The organism is Nioella sp. (assembly GCF_964229645.1).
Classification (GTDB): Bacteria; Pseudomonadota; Alphaproteobacteria; order Rhodobacterales; family Rhodobacteraceae; genus Nioella.
This window is the reverse complement of the sequence record NZ_CAXREX010000005.1, coordinates 13,687-30,789: the sequence shown is the minus strand read 5'-3', so window position 1 is coordinate 30,789 and position 17,103 is coordinate 13,687. Positions and strand designations below refer to the sequence as shown.

Below are 17,103 nucleotides of genomic sequence, written 5' to 3'. Positions count from 1 at the left end.
CTTCACGCCGATCGACACCGCGACGATCTCGCTCGCGACACCCTTCTCCTTCAGGCGGATCGCTTCCTCGACCGCGATCTCGTCGAACGGGTTCATCGACATCTTCACATTCGCCAGGTCAACACCCGACCCGTCCGCCTTCACACGGACCTTCACGTTATAGTCGATTACCCGCTTCACGGGCACCAGAACCTTCATGGGCGTTTGTCTCCTTGGATGAGGATGCATTGCGGGGCTGTCTTAGCCCGGCTCAGCCTCGTTGTCTATTGGTAATACCAATAAACCTATTGCGAATCCGATGAAGACGACCGGACCCGCAAGGAGGTATCACGCCGGCAAGCCCGCATCGAGTTTGGCATACAGATCCGCCCAGGGCCGCGCCTGTTCGAAACAGGCAGCGGCCTGCAGAACGTCCAGGTCGCCGTATCGGGGCCCGATGATCTGAAGCCCCACGGGCAGGCCCTGAGACAGGCCTGCGGGGATCGATGCCGCCGGGTGTCCCGTCAGGTTGGTCATGTAGGTCATGCACCAGCCGATCAGCGGGTTCACCGACACACCGTTGATCGCGTCCGGGCCGGTCGTTTCGCCCCGGTTTGCATTGGGCACCGGCAAAGCCGCCGTGGTCGGCGAGACGACGAGATCGACGGTGTCGAAGGCTGCGGCAAAGGCATCATAGACCTGGCTGCGCAGGATCTGATCCCTTTGCCTGTCGTCGTAACTCTGTGTACGGACCACCTCCATCCAATAAAGCAGAGGCTCGGGGAGCTGATCGGCATGCGTGCCGATCAGGTCGATGCCGGACGCGCGCAGACCGCTGACCATGTCATAGGATCCCGCCGAGATGAGGCGGCACCACAGGTCGCTGAGGCTTTTCTGGTCAAGCGGCATGGTCAGGTCCAGCTCGACCAGGTCTGCCCCGCAATCGGCGAAGGCCTGGACCGCCTGATCGATTGCCGACAGGACCTCGCCCTGAACCGGGAAGACGCCGAAATCCCGCGTATACCCGATCCGCTTGCCGCGCAGCGAGGGCTGCACAAGGGCGCCCGGGAAATCGACCGCCTGCGGGTTGCTGAACGGGTCGCGGGGATCGTGACCCGCGAGCACGGACATGGCCAGCGCGAGATCCGCGACCGAGCGGGCGACCGGCCCCTCATAGACGAAGGGCGAGGCACCGCCGAAAGCGTTGGGCCGCATGACCATCGGAACGCGGCCTTGCGATGGCTGGAAACCGGCCACGCCGCACCACGAGGCGGGGATCCGGATCGAACCGCCGCCATCCGTCGCGCCCGCGACCGGCACGAGGCCGCTGGCGACCGCAGCCGCACTGCCGCCCGACGAGCCGCCGGTATTGCGTGTCAGGTCGAACGGGTTCTTCGAGGCGCCGAACAGCGGATTGTCGGTCGCCGCGTTGAATCCCAGGACCGGTGCATTGGTCTTTCCCAGAAGGATGGCATCGGCGGCTTCCATCCGCTGCGGATAGGTGCTCCAGAAATCCGGGACGAAGGATTTCAGCGCCGGCACGCCTCCCATCGTCGAGGGCCAGCCCGGCTTGAAGTCGAACAGGTCCTTCATCAGCGTCGGGACGCCGGCCATCGCGCCGACCGGCTCTTTGCGCGCGATCCGGGCGTCGAGCCGCGCGGCCTGTTCCCTCGCACCGTCGAAATCGGTGAAGATGACCGCGTTCAGCGCCGGGTTGACCCGTTCGATTCGCGCGATCGCGGCGTCGATCATCTCGACGGCCGACACCGCGCCGGTTTTCACCAGCCGGGCGGTTTCCGAGGCGCTCAGGGCGTCTTGCTCAAGGATTTTCATCTGCGGTCTCGCTTTCTCGTCACCGAGGCCGGGGTCTCGCGGGCCTGTGAAGGCGCGCGTTCCGGCGTCGTCAGGCAAAGAATAGGCCGGGCGCGAAGGTGGTCACTTTGCCCTGAGTGACTGTTTGCGGCGATCGTTGGTCTGAGACTGCCATTTTTCCGCCACCCTGCAGACGGACGGGCGCGGCTCAGCAATCGCCGCGATACCCGGGCCCGGCCCGCAGGGACGACGGCGGCACGCCATAGGTCGCGCGGAAGGCCTTGCTGAAATGCGACACGTCCTTGAACCCGCATTGCAGGGCGATATCGGTGATCCGCTCGGCGCGGGCTTCGGACAACAGGCGATAGGCGGTCTTCAGGCGCTGGTCCCACAGCCACTGGATCGGCGTCGTCGCGTCGCGGGCGAACAGGCGGTACAGGGTCCGGGGCGCCATGGACCGGGCCTGCGCGATGGCGTCGATATCCAGATCGGGATCGCCGATCCGGGTCAGGATGAAATCCTTGACCTCGCTCAGGCGCCGCTCGGTCCGCGCATCCCCGGCGTGGTTGCCGATCTCGGTATCGAGGGTCGCGGCGACGATATCGAGGATCGTCGCGCCGATGCGACGATCCAGCGGGCTGCCGGCAGAGGCCGACAATTCATAGAGCTGGCGGATCATCGTTCCCGCCATCGGCGCCATGCGGCTGGTGGCCGGGATCTTGTGGGCGGCGCGCTGTTCGATGCCGTGCGAGCGCGCTTCCAGCAGGGGCCGCGGGATCATGATCATCACCGCGTGGGATACGGGGCCGAAATGCAGATCGAACGGGCGCGCCTGATCCTGCAGCACCATGTCCCCAGGGCGCAGGGTGATCTGACGGCCGTTCTGATCCAGCGCGGTCGTTCCTTCGAGCATCAGCCAGAACATGAAGCAATCCTGCTGATCCTTGCGGATATTCGCCTGTCGCCGGGTGACATGGATCGGGTCGTCGGCGCGGGTCGAGGACCAGATGTCATCGAGCGCCAGGTCCCCGAACGGGCGGATCACCACCCGCGCCTTGAAGCCGCGGTCGGCCGGCGCGCTGCTTTCGGTCATCGAGAACTGGCGGCAGGTGACGTGATGCCAGTGCTCGAAGCTGTCTTCGGGTTTGACGGCGATGATCTCGTTCATTCTGTCCATTTCTCGGACCGGCGCCTCCGTCGCCGGGCAGGCTCAGGGCGGAATGCTATGTCGACACCGGCGCGCGTGGCAAGCGTCACGCCCGCTGCGCTGCGGGGCGGTTCGGGCCGTCCTGGGCTGGCGCGATTGGCAGCCTCAGACAAAGCGGGTCGTCAAACTGTCATTCACGGCAAAGCGGCGCGGGAGGGAGCGGGCCTAAGCTGAAAGGGTCGGCAATTCCCCGGCCCGGCCCCGCCGGACGGGCGGCCGCCGACGATCGCCCAGCACAAGGAGACCCCCATGGCCATGCACATTGATCGGTTCGATCCCGCGACGACCGCGGTCATCGTCGTCGACATGCAAAACGACTTCATCGCGTCCGGCGCGCCGCTGGAAACCCCCATGGGACGCGACCTGCTGCCGACCCTGTCGCGCCTTCTGGACCACGCGCGCCACGCCGGGATGAAGGTGATCTATACCACCCATGCCCACCGCTCGAACGGCTGCGATATGGGCCTGTTTGCAGAGATTTACCCGCCGATCGCCGAGCGCGCGGGCCTGATCGATGACACCGCCGGAATCGAGATCTATCCCGATCTTGCCCCCCGGGGAGACGAGATCGTCATCAAGAAGCACCGCTACAGCGCCTTCTTCGGAACCGACCTCGACATCATCCTTCGGTCATCGGGGATCAAGACCGTCATCGTGACCGGCGTCACGACGGAAAACTGCTGCCACGCGACCGCCCGCGACGCGATGTTCAACGGCTATCACGTCGCCTTCATCTCGGATGCGACCGGCACCTATGACTACCCCGACGCAGGCTTCGGACCGATCCCTGCCAAAGATGTCCACCGCGTCACGCTGGGCGTGCTCGCCGTGTCCACGGCGCATGTGATGACCACGGACGACGTGATCAAGAAAACGGCAACTGCCTAAACAAAACACGCCCAGAGAGCGCCGGGGCGGGCCTGATCCGTGAACCGCAGGGTGAACCGGCCGCGCGCCATCAACCAACAGGGGAAAACAATGACCAACACTGATTCGAAAACCGGACCGCGCGTCCGGGCGGGCCTTTCGCGCCGCCGGTTCAACACGCTTCTTATGGGATCGGGCATTGCCGCGCCGGCGATCCTGCGTCCTGGCGCTGCGCGGGCCACGGACAGCGTGAAGATGGCGGCCCTGCTCGACCTGTCGGGCGGGCTCGATATCTACGGGCGGCCGATGCACATGGCGATGGAGATGGCCGTCGAAGAGATCAACGACAGCGGCGGCCTGAACGGCAGACCGCTCGAGCTGATCACCTATGACACCCAGTCCAACATGCAGCTTTACGCGCAATATGCGCAGCAGGCCGCGCTGCAGGATCAGGTGGATCTGGTCCATGGCGGCATCACTTCGTCCTCGCGCGAGGTGATCCGGCCCATTCTGGGCCGCTACAACACCCTGTACCTGTATTCGACCCAGTACGAAGGCGGGGTCTGCGACCGCAACACCTTCTGCACCGGCACCACGCCCGCGATGACCAGCAAGCCCGCGATTCCCTACACGATCGACATGTGGGGGCCGAAATTCTATTCGATCGGGGCGGATTACAACGCGCCGCGGATCATGTCCGACTGGAGCCGGACCTTCGGCGAAGAGGCGGGCGGCGAACAGGTCGCCAACGAGTTCTTCCCGCTGAACGTCACCGAGTTCGGCGCGCTGATCACCAAGATCCAGCAGGCCAGACCCGATTTCGTGTGCTCTGCGCTGATCGGCGCGGCGCATCTGGGCTTCTATCGCCAATGGGCGGCAGCCGGGATGCTCAACGAGATCCCGGTCTTCTCTTTCACCTTCGGTTCGGGGAACGAACACATGATGCTGCCGCCCGAAGAGAGCGAAGGCATCATCACCCCCTGTTCGTATTTCCAGGAAATCGACAGCCCGGTGAACCGCGACTGGGTCGCGCGCTATCACGCCCGCTTCGGCGCGGATGCGCCCTATCAGAACAATGTCTCGATCGGCGGATACGAGGGGACATGGCTGTGGGCGACCGCCGTGCGCAATGCCGGAACCGCCGAACGCGAGGCGGTGATCGAGGCCATGGAAGCCGGCACCAGCTGGACTGGCCCGGGCGGCACCCTGACGATGCAGGCCGACAACCACCACAGCGCCCGCGACATCTTCTTCGGCCGCTGTACCGGCGGCGCATGGGAGCCGTTCCATAGCTGGGAGAACCAGCAGCCATCCGACACCGAGGGCCGCTGCGATCTGGTCGCGAATCCCGGTCAGAACGTCCAGTTCGGCGCGGAATGACCGCCGACCGGCCCAGACCGGCGCTGTCCGGCCATGGCCGGCCCAACGAGAAGCGGACCAAAGCGATGGATTTTGCACTCATCCTCACGCTTCAGGTGGTCGTCGCGATAGCGACGATCATCCTGTTCAGCATCGGCCTTGCGATCATCTTCGGGATGATGCGGGTCATCAATCTGGCGCATGGCGAATTCATGATGATCGGCGCCTATGGCGCGGTGAAGTCCTACGAGGCGGGGCTGAATCTCTGGATCGCGATGCTGGTCGTGGCGCCACTGGTTGCGGCGTTTTTCGGCCTGATCGTCGAGCGGATCCTGATCCGGCATCTGTATGGCCGGCTGATCGACACGCTGCTGGCGACATGGGGACTCAGCCTGTTCACGGTGGGGGTCGTCACGATGATCTTCGGCAACACCACCAGCGCCGTGCCCACCCCGCTGGGAACCCTGCGCATCGGCGATTACGGGCTGGGGCAATACAACCTTGTCATCGTCGCCGTGACGGTGGTGGTGGTCGCGCTTGTCGCCATCGTGCTGAAACGCACATCGGCCGGTGTGCTGGCACGCGCGACCATGCAGAACCCCGAGATGATCGCCGCGCTGGGATACAATCCGCGCCGGATCTATGCCGCCACCTTCGCCATCGGCTCGGCGCTGGCCGGGCTGGCGGGCGGGCTGCTGGCGCCGCTGACCGGGGTGATCCCGGCGATGGGCGTGGCCTTCGTCGCCAAGGCCTTCATCACCGTCATTTCCGGCGGTGCGGCGATCATCCTCGGGACCGGAACCGCGGCCACGATCTACGGCGCGATTTCGCAATCCGTCACCTATGCCTCGACATCCGTTCTCGGCGAGGCTTCGTTGTTCCTTGCCGCCATCATCCTGCTGCGCCTGCTGCCCAACGGATTTGCCGGCCGCTTCTTCAAGGGAGGTGTCTGACCATGCCATCCATCGCGAAACGTCACGCCGGCACGCTGGCGACCAGCGCCATGATCCTTGCCGCTGCCATCATCCTGCCGATGACGCTGGGCCTGTTCACCATGCTGCAGCTCACGGTCTATTCCGTGATGGCGATCCTGGCCCTGAGCCTGTCGATCACCTGGGGTCTGGGCGGCGTGCTGTGCTTCGGGCAGGCGGCTTTCTTCGGCCTTGGCGGCTATACCTATGCCGTCGCGGTCACCAATTTCGGCGAAAGCACCCTGCCCGTCCTGCTGTCGCTCTTGGTGCCGGCGCTGCTGGCGCTCGGGCTTGGCTGGTTCATGTTCATGGGCCGGCTTTCGGACCTGTATGTCGGCGTCATCACGCTGTGCACGTCGCTGATCCTGTTCAATTTCGTCAATTCCACGTCGGATCCCTGGTACCGGATCGGATCGGCCTATCTGAACGGGTTCAACGGGATGCCCTCGGTCCGGGGGATCAATATCCCCTTCCTGCCCGATGCCCTGCTGTCGCCGACGCAGATCTTCGTGATGACGCTTCTGTCGCTTCTGGCGGTCTACCTGTTGTGCAAGCTCATCGCGGGCTCGGGCTGGGGGCGGGTCGTGTCGGCCACCCGTCAGAACCCGCTGCGCGCGGAACTGATGGGCTACGACACCGCCCGCGTGAAACTGGGCATCTTCGTCACCGGCAGCGCCGTCGCGGGGTTCGCGGGCTGCCTGTTCGTCAACTGGAACGGCTTTGTTTCTCCCGACGTGTTCGGCCTGTCGATGTCGGCGCAGATCATGATCTGGATGATCGTCGGGGGCCGCGAGACCTTTGTCGGGCCGATCATCGGGGCCTTCGCGCTGCAGGCGCTTGTCACGCGGCTGGGCGTCAGCAGCGAGATCAACGCCAATGTCATCCTCGGCGGCCTGTTGATGATCTTCGTGGTGCTGGTCCCGCAGGGGATCCTGCCGACGGTGCGGGACGGCCTTCTGGCGCTGATGCGCAAGCTCGGCCGCACCAAGACGGGCGAGGTTCACTGACATGCTGCACACGGAAAACCTGGTGGTCCGGTTCGGGGGTGTCTTTGCCCTGGGCGGGGTCGATTTCACGATGAACGAGGGCGAGGTGCATTGCCTCATCGGCCCCAACGGCGCGGGCAAGAGCACGTTCTTCAAGGTCGTCACCGGCCAGATCGCGCCGACGCAGGGCCGGGTCAGCCTGTCGGGGCATGACATCACCGGCCAGTCGAGCGCGCAGATCGTCCGTCGCGGCATCGGCATCAAGATGCAGACGCCGCAGCTTTATGACGACATGACCGTCGAGGAAACGATCTGGCTTGGCGCCTATCGCCGCAAGGGCAAAGCCGGGGCGCGGCAACGCAGCGCGGAGCTGATCGACGAGTTGCGGCTGGGCCCGGTCGCCCGGTCCGAGGTGGGGAAACTGGCGCATGGCCTGCGCCAAAGGGTCGAGATCGCCAGCGTTCTCGCCGGCGATCCCGCGCTGATCCTGCTGGACGAACCAGCGGCGGGCATGAGCGACGCCGATGTCGCCTTCATGTCCGAGCTGATCCTGCGTCTGCGCGGGCGGCACAGTTTCCTGGTGGTCGAGCACGACATGCGCTTCATCCGCAGCATTTCGGACCGCATCACCGTCTTTCACAACGGGACGATCTTTCTGGAAGGCCGGTGCGACGAGGTGCTGTCGGATCAGGGCGTGAAGGATATCTATCTGGGAAAGGGCACACATCATGCTTGAGGTTCAGGCACTTCACGGTGGCTATGGGCGCATCCCGATCCTGCACGGGGTCGATCTTGCGCTGGAAACCGGCGAGATCCTTGGCGTGCTGGGTCATAACGGGGCGGGCAAGACCACCCTTCTGCGCACGATCGCTGGGTTCCTGCCGGCAAGCCGGGGACGCATCGCGGTGAACGGGCGCGACCTGACCAAGGCGCCGCCATTCCAGCGGGCGCAGGCAGGGATCGGCCATGTGCCGCAGGGACGGCAGATCTTCCCGGCCCTCAGCGTGCGCGAGAATCTCGAGGTCGCGGCGCGGCGCAGCGGGAAATCCGTGGACGAGATCCTGACGCTGTTTCCCCGCATCGCCCGGCTTCTGGACCGTCCGGGCGGGGCCTTGTCGGGCGGCGAACAGCAGCTTCTGGCGCTTGCCCGGTGTCTGTGCACGGAACCGTCGGTCATGCTGCTGGACGAACCCACCGAGGGGATCCAGCCGTCGATCATCGACGAGATCATCGAAACGCTGAAGATCGTCATCAGCCAGCAGAAGATCGCCATCCTGCTGGTCGAGCAGAACCTCGAATGCCTGGCCGAACTGTCGAAGCGTCTTCTCGTTCTCAGCCGGGGGATGATCGTGGAAAGCCTGGAAGGGAGCGCCGTGCGTGACGGCAACAGGCTGGCCGACCTGATGATGTAGCGCCGGCCCGCCAGCGGAGACGTCAGCGTCCCTTCCGCCCGCCCCACTGACCGCCCCCACCGGCAGGCCGCAAGCGCGGAGACCCGCTTGTCTGAGCGTTAGCAAAACTTAAGGCAGGTGGAGATAGTATAATTTTGCCTCATCCCCGGCCTGCGCTATCACCCTCCCAGCTTCAGGGGAGGGGCGATGTTAGACGCATTGATGGGTCTCTTTACGACGACCGCGATCTTTTACCTGGTTTTCGGTGCCCTGCTCGGACTCGTCGTCGGCGTTCTGCCCGCGCTCGGCGGGGCCGCCGGCCTGTCGCTGCTGATTCCGTTCATCTATGGCATGGACCCCTCCGCCGCGATGGCGATGATCATCGGAATGCTGGCCACGGTCAGCACCGGCGACACGATCACCTCGGTGCTGCTGGGGATACCCGGCTCGGCCTCGTCTCAGGCGACGGTGCTCGACGGCTTCCCCCTTGCGAAATCGGGACAGGGCGCGCGCGCACTGTCCGCGGGGTTCCTGTCGTCGCTTCTGGGGGGCCTCTTTGGCGCGCTGCTTCTGACTGCCACCCTGCAGGTGGCCCGGCAGGTCGTCTTGTGGTTCGGGATGCCCGAGATCCTGATGATGATCCTGTTCGGCATGGCCAGTGTCGCCGCGCTGTCAGGGCGCAGCCTGGCGAAAGGCATCGCGATCTGCGCCTTCGGCATGGTCGCCGCCTCGGTCGGGTTCGCGCCGGCGACGGGCGAAGAGCGCATGACCTTCGACCTGTTCTACCTGTCCAACGGCCTGCCGCTTCTGGCCTGCGTGATCGGCGTCTTCGTCGTCCCCGAGATCGTCGACCTGCTGCGGCGGAACCGGACCATCGCCTCGCAGCCCACGCTTGGCGCGGGCGCGCGGCAGGGGGTGCTGGACGTTCTGCGCAACCGCTGGCTCGTGTTGCGCTCGGCCGGCGTGGGCGCGCTGGTCGGCGCGATGCCGGGGGTTGGCGGTTCGGTCGTCGACTGGATCGTCTACGGCCAGACCGTGCGCGGCGCCAAGGACAAGAGCCAGTTCGGCAAGGGCGACATCCGAGGTGTCATCGGCGTCGAGAGTTCGAACAACGCGGTCCTGGGCGGCGCGCTGGTCCCGACGCTGCTGTTCGGCATCCCCGGATCGGGCTCGACGGCGCTGTTGCTGTCGGCGCTGATCATGCTGGGCGTGCAGCCGGGCCCGTCGATGCTGGGCGCCGATATCTCGCTGACCTATTCGATGATCTGGTCGCTGGCCCTGGCCAATGTGATCGGGGCCTGCGTCTGCTTCGGTTTCGCCCGGCAACTGGCCAAGATCACGCTGATCCCCTTCGTCTGGATCGCCCCCTTCCTGATCGTCGCGATTGCCTTCGCCACGCTGCAGATCAACCGCGATCCCCGCGATCTGCTGCTGGTCCTGCTGTTCGGCGCCATCGGCGTGTTCATGCGGCGCTTCGGCTTCTCGCGGCCCGCCTTCCTGATCGGCTTCGTGCTGCAGGGAAATCTTGAGCGCTCCTTCTATCAGACCTCGCAGATCTATGCGTTCTGGGACTTCATCACCCGCCCGATCGTGCTGGTCCTGATGGTCATCGTGGCATCGATCCTGCTGAGCGCGCTGCGCAACCAGCTGAAGCAGAAACACGCTTTCGCAACGCCCGAACTGGCCGCGCGCCTGCGCGCGACGCGCCCGCTGCAAGTGCTGATGCCGCTGGCGCTGATGGGGATCTTTGCCATGGCGCTGTGGTCGATCAACGATTTGCAGCATCTGGGGCGGATCTTCCCGCAGATCGTGGCCGGCGTCGGGCTCGCCGCCGCGGCGGTCGCGGGGGTGCAGGTGCTTCTGGGTCAGCCCGCCGCTCTGGAAGACCAGGAGCAGGAAGGCACCGCCTATTCGATCCCGACCTTCCGTGTCGCGGGCTGGCTGGCTGTCGCCGTCATCTCGATGATCGCCTTCGGCTTCTTTGCCGGCTCGGCGCTGTTCCTGATGCTGTTCCTGTCGATCGAGGCCCGCGCGAAGCCCTGGACCGCGTTGGCGGGCGTGTTCGGCATCGTCGGCGTCTACCTGGTGCTGATGTACCAAAGCGGCACCTTCCTGCCCGACGGCTGGGTGCTGGCGCTTAATCCCTGGACCTATTTTTGACGTGGAGGAGACACGCATGACCCTGAAGAGCCTGTTCATTTCCGGAGCCGCCGCGCTCTGCCTGGCGATGCCTGCCACCGCGCAGGACCTGGACCTGTCGCGGATCAACGTGACGGTTCCGTTCGGCGAGGGCGGTGGAAGCGACACGCTGATCCGTGCGCTGCAGCCCTATCTGCAAGAGGCCCTTCCCGGCCAGCCGACGATCCTGATCCGCAACGAGCCGGGCGGCGGCGGTCTGCCTGCCACGAACCGCTTCGTGCAGAGCGCGGAAAATGACGGCTCGGCCCTGATCTCGCTGTCGTCGTCGATCTTTATCGCCAACGTTCTGGGCAATCCGCAGATCCAGTTCACGCTGGACGATTTCATCCCCGTCTTTGTCGCGCCGCTGGGGCCGGTGATCTACGTGTCGCCCGAGACGGGCGCGACCGGGCCGGGCGATATCGCCGGGATCGGCGATACGCAGCTGCGCTTCGGCGGCGGACGCCAGGACAGCGCCGACGTGCTGACGGTCATGCAGCTGGATCTGCTGGGCCTTGACGTGCAGGCGATCTGGGGGCTGGAGCGCGGCGGCGGCCGCATCGGGTTCGAGCGGGGCGAGTTCACGGTCGATCACCAGACGACGGTGTCCTTCAACGCCTCGGTGCAGCCGCTGGTCGATGCCGGTACCGCCATCCCGCTGATGACCAGCGGCGTCATCATGCCCGACGGCAGCATCGCGCGCGATCCGCATTACCCCGACCTGCCCACCTTCAACGAGCTCTACGAGCAGGTCCACGGCGCCCCGCTGTCGGGTCCCGCCGCCGAAGCTTACCAGGCCCTGACCCGCGCCGCCGTCGTGTCCGGCAAGACCGTCGCGCTGCCGGCCGGCGCCTCGCAGGAGGTGATCGATGCCTACGCCGCGGCTTTCTCGCATGTCGTGAACGAAACCGACTTCCGGGCCGCCAACGAGGCCTCGCTCGGTGTCTATCCGCTGTTCACCGGCAGCGACGCCCAGGCGGTATTCGACACCGAAACCACGATGTCGGATGAAGCCTATGCCTGGCTGCAGGACTGGTTCCGCACGCGCCTGAACTTCGAGATCTCGCGCTGACAAGACCCTGTCCCCGGCCTCGCCGGGGACAGCCCAACGACAGGACCGCCATGACGACCTCCCCCCAACCCGGGACCACGCGCCGCCAGCATACCGGCACGCCGATCCCCGAACCGACTGTCCCTGACCATGTCGACGTGATCCGCGACGTCTCGTTCGGGCCGCATGAGCGGCAGAGCTATGACGTGTATCTGCCGCGCGGCGCGACGAAACCTCTGCCGGTCGTGGTCTTCATGCATCCCGGCGCCTGGATGCGGCGGGACAAACGGGCGGTGCGCGTCATGTTCGCGCTCGATCACGGTTTCGCCGTTGTCAGCATCGGCTATCGGCTGGCCCAGCACGCGCAGTTCCCGGCCCAGGTCCAGGACGTGAACGCAGGCCTCCGCCACTTGCTGGACCACGCGGCGGAATACGGCATCGACCCTGAGCGGATGGTCCTGAGCGGCACGTCGGCAGGGGCGCATCTGGCGGCGCTGACGGTCCTCGCGCGCGATGTTCCGGCCTTCGACCCGGTCGAGTCCCTGTCGCCCCGCGCGGTCGTCGCGGTTTACGGGGCCTATGACATGCCGGCGCTGATCGCCAATCAGGACAGCATCGAGGTCGATCATACCGGAGAGGAGTCGCCGCTCGGGATGATGACGGGCGGTCTTCCGAAGGATCATATGGATACTCTTGAAGCGATGAGCCCGATGCACAAGATCCGGGCCGACGCGCCGCCTTTCTACGTGCTGCATGGCATGGCCGACCATGTCCTTCCCTGGCGGCAATCGGCGGATTTCGCGGCGGCGCTGGCGCAAGCCGGGGTCGTGGTCCGGTTCGATCCGGTTCCCGGCGCGGGTCACGGTGACGAGCGGTTCCGCACGCCCCCCATTTCCGACCGGATCGTCGACTTCATCAAGGAAATGACGCGCGTTCCCGGCTAATCAGCGCGTCGTTGTCTGAATATGGGCATCCGTGCGCCGAATGAGGTCCGCAATTTCGTCCAGAAGCCACTTGCGAAAACGGCGCACCGCGGGCCTGCGCGAACCGATATCGGGCTCGAACAGGTAAAGCGGGGTATCGGACTCGATCGTCTGGGGGAACGGTTTCACCAGCCGCCCGCTTTCCAGGTCGCCCAGCACCAGCTCGAGCTGGGCGATCGCGACCCCCGCGCCCGACAGCGCCGTTTCGTAGACCAGGGTCGAGTTGGAGAAGACCAGAAGCGGGCGCTGATCCATTTTCGGCTGCCCGGCCGCTTCCAGCCAGCGTGACCAGTCGTGCATCCGGTTGCGCGAGGCGATCATCGGAAACCGGGTCAGGTCGTCGAAGGTTTTCAGCCGCTCGGCAAGGTCGGGCGCGCAGACCGCGCAGAGCCGAGGCACCAGCACCAGCTCGGACCGCAGGTTGCGCCCGGACGGCACGTCGGCCGACAGCGCGAGGTCGAGATCGGTCCGCCCGAAATCGAACGACTCGAAACCCGTTTCGAACTCGACCGCGATCTCGGGAAACTGGCGCGTGAACTTTCCAAGCCGGGGCACCAGCAACCGGTTCGCCAGGGTCTGGAACAGGCGTATCTTGACCGACGGTTTCCCTGTCTCGGACATCGCGCGCCGCAGGCCGGAATCGATGCGCTCGAAAGCCTCCGACAGGATTTGTCCCAACTCCTTGCCGCGTTCGTTTGGCATCACCCGATTGGCCGAACGCTCGAAAAGGTTCTGGCCGAGGCTCGCTTCCAGCCGCTTGATCTGCTGGCTGACCGCGCTTGGCGTCACCTTGAGTTCCGCCGCCGCCTTGTCGAAGGATTCAAGACGCACCGCCGCTTCGAGATGGCGCAGGGACAGAAGCGGATACCGGGCGAGAAGATCGTGTTTCATCCCCGCCTAGATACCCGCCGCCGTCCCTTTGCACGAGAAGATTTATGCGCCGGTATCGCGCGCCAGCGGGTCAGGCGCTGCGCAGCGCGCGCAAGGGCAGCCCTTCGGCCTGAAAGACCGTTTTCGCCGCCGGGCGCGCGCTCAGCCGGGCGAAGTAGGCGTCGAGGCTCTCGCTGACCGGCATGTTCAGTCTCTCGATCCCCCAGAAAAGCACATAGAGGGCGGCGGCATCGGCAATGCCCAGCCTGTCTCCTGTCAGGAAGGGCTTGGCTCCGAGCTGCCGCGAGAGCTGGCTGAAACCCTTGGTCACGATGTCGCGGCCCTGTTCGCGAACCCAGTCGAGATCCGACTCGCTGGGTGAGAATTTCTGCGGTCGCAGGATGCGCGAGAATCCCTGCATGTGGATCGTGCCGACGATGTAATCCAGGATTTCGATCGTCCGCACCTCGGCCTCGAGCGTCCCGGGCGCCAGCAGATCCGCCGCCGGACCATGCGACAGCCAGTGACAGATCGCGCCGAACTCGGTCAGATACGAGCCGTCATCACGCTGCAACACCGGCACTTTCTGCTTCGGGTTGATCGCGGCATAGGCCGGGGTCAGGTTTTCCTGCTGCTTGATGACCACCGGCACCGCCTCGTAGGGAAGTCCGGTTTCTTCGAGCAGAAAATGGATCCCCAGCGAGCAGGCACCGGGCGAATAGTAAAGTTTCATCGGCTTTCCCTTCAGCGCTGCCCAACGGCAAGCATGATTTTCCCGATATGCGCATTCTGTTCCATCGCCCGATGGGCGTCGGCGGCGTCCTGCAGCGCGAAGGTCTGCGCGATGGCCGGGCGCACCCTGGTACCCAGCAAGGGCCACAGATCCGCGCGCAGGCGCGCCGCCACCTTCGTTTTTTCTGACAGCGGAAGCGGGCGCAGAAGCGATCCGGTGACGCGGATCCGTTTCGCCATGATCGTCCGCAGCGGCAGCTTCAGATCGGCACCGCCGCCGCCCGACAGATGCGCGATGCAGCCATCGGGCGCCATCATGGCCAGATCCTGCGCCAGATGCGCCCCGGCTGACACGTCGACCAGTGTCGAGATTCCCTTGTCCCCGGTGGCCTGCATGACCTTCGCGGCCAGATCGGGATCGTCATAGCGAAATGCCGCCAGCGCCCCGAAACCGCGTGCGGCGTCGCATTTTTCCTCGCTGCCGCAGGTGGCGAGGATGCGATAGCCAAGCGCCGAGAGCCCCTGCAAGGCGATATGACCGACCCCGCTGGTCCCGCCATGGATCAGCGCGAAGCCGGATTTCTCCAGCGACATCAGGCCGAAGAAATTCCACCAGCTGGTAAAGGCGGCCTCGGGGATACCGGCGGCCTCGATCTCGGACAGACCGTCGGGTGCCGGCAAGACCAGCGGAGCATTGGCGATTGCGTATTCGGCATAGCCCCCGCCCTGAACCAACGCGACGACACGCGAACCGATGGCGAGATCGTCGACGTTCGGACCCAGCGCGACGATTGTGCCGCTGACTTCAAGGCCCGGAATGTCCAGGCCGTCGCTGTGCCGCCCGGCTTCGCGCTGGTGGACATCGTGCCGGTTGATCCCGGCCGCCGCCACGCGGATCAGGACCTGGCCCTCGCCGGGCTGCGGCACGGGCACCGTCTTCGGGATCAGCACTTCGGGGCCTCCGGCAGCCGATATGACGATGGCAGTCTGCGTCTCAGGAAGCGGCATGGATCATCCCTCCGATCTTGTCTTGAACAGGGTCGGGGCCCAGCCCCGCAGCCCGGCGAAGCGCCGCGATCAGATCCGCCGCCGGGCCTGCATTGACCGAACGCCAGGCGACATGCCCGTCCGGCCGGACCAGAACGGCGCCGTCCGGCGCCACGCCATAAAGCGAACACCACGCCGTTGCATCGGCCTCGACCTCGCGGCCAAGGGTCAGCGCGGTAACATCGGGCAGGTCCGCCGCACCGGCCAGCGCCGTGCGCCAGCCTTCGCCGTCGGGCCCGGTGAGCAGCGTGAAACGATCAAGCGCGAACAGGTCGATAAGCGATTGCGCGCGGCCTTGATAGCGCACCGGCAGATGCGGCGCGCGATGACCCGGGCGGGCGCAGGGCGTGTAGGTCACCACTTCGAAGGCGGGTGCCGGGGTACCGTCCCCGGTGATCAGCGGCGAGTCGTAGAAATAGCCGAAGGTCTGCCCGGCATAGTCGAAATGCGCCCGTTGTTCGGGAATACCCTCGGCCAGCCGCGCGCGATTCTCGGCCCCGGCGGGACCTTCCAGATTGGCAAGCAGCGCGCTGTCATTGGCCAGCATCCCAGACAGGCCCTTGCGTTGCATCGCCTGCGCGTTCCGGGCGCTCTGTTCGACGTTGAAATGCGCGACCGGGCGCCGTTCGGTGGTGTAGGTTTCAAGCAGCGATTCCGGCGCCACGCCGCGCAGCACCATCGCCAGCTTCCAGCACAGGTTGTGCACATCGGCGATGCCGGTATTCATGCCCTGCCCGCCCGTGGGCGGCAGCGGATGCGCCGCGTCCCCGGCCAGAAAAACCCGCCCCGCCTGCATCGAATCCGCGATCCTTGCCTGCATCCGCCACGGCATGATGTTCTTGATCTCGATCGGATAATCCTCGGACCCGATCACCGCGTGCAGCAGGTCAAGGCAACGCTCAGGTGTGAAATCGTCCCGGCTTTCGTCATCGCGATAGCCGAAATTATAGGTCCAGCGGTTGCGCCCATCGAGCGAGATGAGCACCCCCGAAGTCCGCGCGTTGTAAATCCAGAACAACAGATAGGGCCGGTCCTTTACCAGCGGCCAGAGATCGGCATGGAAATAGATGCCGATCTGCTGACCGATGGACCGCCCTTCCATGGCGATGCCCACGGCCTCGCGCGCCTCGCTGCGCGGGCCGTCCGCCGCGATGATGTAGCGCGCACGGGTCGTGCCCGAGGCGCCGTCTTCCGCGCTCCATTCCAGCGAGACGCCGTCGGCATCCTGCACCAGCCGGTTGATCCCGCGGCCGAAATGGACCGAAACCGAGGCATGGGCAGCCGTGTGTTCGCGCAGCACCGGCTCGAACCGGTCTTGCGGGCAAGAGCGTTTCAGCGCCGGGCTCTGGCTTTGTTCCACGCGGCTCCATTCCGGATCGCGGCGGGTTTCGATGACCCCGATCTCGTCGCCTGACAGCGAGGTGTAGAAACCGATGCCTGCGTGGCGGTCGACGGGAAGAGAGACGGCATTGACCGCCTCTTCCAGACCGATCCCGCGCAGGATCTCCATCGTGCGGGTGTTGACCACATGCCCGCGCGGGTGAAACGAGGTCGAGGCATTGCGCTCGAACAGGGTGCAGTCGATTCCGAGATGACCGAGCAGGTTGGCGGCGGCCAGCCCGACGGGGCCGCCGCCGATGATCGCGACATCGGTGAACGCTTTGGGCATG

General features: G+C 65.5%; 15 protein-coding genes and 1 pseudogene. 9 read left to right on the top strand and 7 right to left on the bottom strand.

What is annotated here, in order from left to right; all coding sequences use genetic code 11:
- The 3 genes and pseudogenes from ACEQXV_RS00335 to ACEQXV_RS00325 form a co-directional block, all read right to left on the bottom strand.
- Positions 1-198, bottom strand: a pseudogene (locus tag ACEQXV_RS00335) (electron transfer flavoprotein subunit beta/FixA family protein); the annotation flags it as partial.
- A gap of 129 nt (positions 199-327) precedes the next feature.
- Positions 328-1,812 carry an amidase gene (locus tag ACEQXV_RS00330; RefSeq protein WP_370267340.1) on the bottom strand — a complete coding sequence of 495 codons (1,485 nt, stop codon included), beginning with the start codon at positions 1,810-1,812 and terminating at the stop codon, positions 328-330.
- A gap of 187 nt (positions 1,813-1,999) precedes the next feature.
- Positions 2,000-2,959: a helix-turn-helix domain-containing protein gene (locus ACEQXV_RS00325; RefSeq protein ID WP_370267339.1), complete on the bottom strand. Its 960-nt coding sequence runs from the start codon at positions 2,957-2,959 to the stop codon at positions 2,000-2,002.
- A gap of 288 nt (positions 2,960-3,247) precedes the next feature.
- On the opposite strand from ACEQXV_RS00325, the gene ACEQXV_RS00320 reads away from it, so the two are divergent.
- The 9 genes from ACEQXV_RS00320 to ACEQXV_RS00280 all read left to right on the top strand — a co-directional run bounded on the left by ACEQXV_RS00320 (position 3,248) and on the right by ACEQXV_RS00280 (position 12,745).
- Positions 3,248-3,886: a cysteine hydrolase family protein gene (locus ACEQXV_RS00320; protein ID WP_370267336.1), complete on the top strand. Its 639-nt coding sequence runs from the start codon at positions 3,248-3,250 to the stop codon at positions 3,884-3,886.
- A gap of 90 nt (positions 3,887-3,976) precedes the next feature.
- Complete coding sequence (locus ACEQXV_RS00315) at positions 3,977-5,245, top strand: ABC transporter substrate-binding protein (protein ID WP_370267335.1); 1,269 nt, start codon at positions 3,977-3,979, stop codon at positions 5,243-5,245.
- Positions 5,246-5,310: 65 nt separating this feature from the next.
- Positions 5,311-6,177, top strand: coding sequence for a branched-chain amino acid ABC transporter permease (locus ACEQXV_RS00310; protein ID WP_370267334.1), 867 nt, complete (start codon positions 5,311-5,313; stop codon positions 6,175-6,177).
- Between the two features lie 2 nt (positions 6,178-6,179).
- Positions 6,180-7,202 carry a branched-chain amino acid ABC transporter permease gene (locus ACEQXV_RS00305; RefSeq protein ID WP_370267333.1) on the top strand — a complete coding sequence of 341 codons (1,023 nt, stop codon included), beginning with the start codon at positions 6,180-6,182 and terminating at the stop codon, positions 7,200-7,202.
- A gap of 1 nt (position 7,203) precedes the next feature.
- Positions 7,204-7,917, top strand: a complete 714-nt coding sequence (locus tag ACEQXV_RS00300) for an ABC transporter ATP-binding protein (protein WP_370267331.1) — start codon at positions 7,204-7,206, stop codon at positions 7,915-7,917.
- Positions 7,910-8,593, top strand: coding sequence for an ABC transporter ATP-binding protein (locus ACEQXV_RS00295; protein ID WP_370267330.1), 684 nt, complete (start codon positions 7,910-7,912; stop codon positions 8,591-8,593). Before ACEQXV_RS00300 ends, ACEQXV_RS00295 begins: the two co-directional genes overlap by 8 nt.
- 186 nt (positions 8,594-8,779) lie before the next feature.
- Positions 8,780-10,732 (top strand): tripartite tricarboxylate transporter permease, encoded by a 1,953-nt coding sequence (locus ACEQXV_RS00290; RefSeq protein ID WP_370267329.1) that lies wholly within the window; start codon positions 8,780-8,782, stop codon positions 10,730-10,732.
- 16 nt (positions 10,733-10,748) lie between these two features.
- On the top strand, positions 10,749-11,822 hold the full coding sequence (locus ACEQXV_RS00285) for a hypothetical protein (protein WP_370267328.1): 1,074 nt from the start codon (positions 10,749-10,751) through the stop codon (positions 11,820-11,822).
- A 50-nt stretch (positions 11,823-11,872) separates the two neighbouring features.
- Positions 11,873-12,745 (top strand): alpha/beta hydrolase fold domain-containing protein, encoded by an 873-nt coding sequence (locus ACEQXV_RS00280; protein WP_370267326.1) that lies wholly within the window; start codon positions 11,873-11,875, stop codon positions 12,743-12,745.
- Here ACEQXV_RS00280 and ACEQXV_RS00275 read toward each other — a convergent pair whose 3' ends face one another.
- From ACEQXV_RS00275 to ACEQXV_RS00260, 4 genes are all read right to left on the bottom strand, one after another.
- The gene (locus tag ACEQXV_RS00275) at positions 12,746-13,675 is read right to left on the bottom strand and encodes a LysR substrate-binding domain-containing protein (RefSeq protein ID WP_370267324.1); all 930 of its coding nucleotides are present in this window, start codon (positions 13,673-13,675) and stop codon (positions 12,746-12,748) included.
- A 70-nt stretch (positions 13,676-13,745) separates the two neighbouring features.
- On the bottom strand, positions 13,746-14,387 hold the full coding sequence (locus tag ACEQXV_RS00270) for a glutathione S-transferase family protein (RefSeq protein ID WP_370267323.1): 642 nt from the start codon (positions 14,385-14,387) through the stop codon (positions 13,746-13,748).
- A gap of 11 nt (positions 14,388-14,398) precedes the next feature.
- Positions 14,399-15,394 carry an NAD(P)H-quinone oxidoreductase gene (locus tag ACEQXV_RS00265; protein WP_370267321.1) on the bottom strand — a complete coding sequence of 332 codons (996 nt, stop codon included), beginning with the start codon at positions 15,392-15,394 and terminating at the stop codon, positions 14,399-14,401.
- A complete protein-coding gene (locus tag ACEQXV_RS00260) occupies positions 15,381-17,102 on the bottom strand; it encodes an FAD-dependent monooxygenase (RefSeq protein WP_370267320.1) in 1,722 nt (573 codons plus the stop codon). Before ACEQXV_RS00260 ends, ACEQXV_RS00265 begins: the two co-directional genes overlap by 14 nt.
- Position 17,103: the final 1 nt, after the last annotated feature.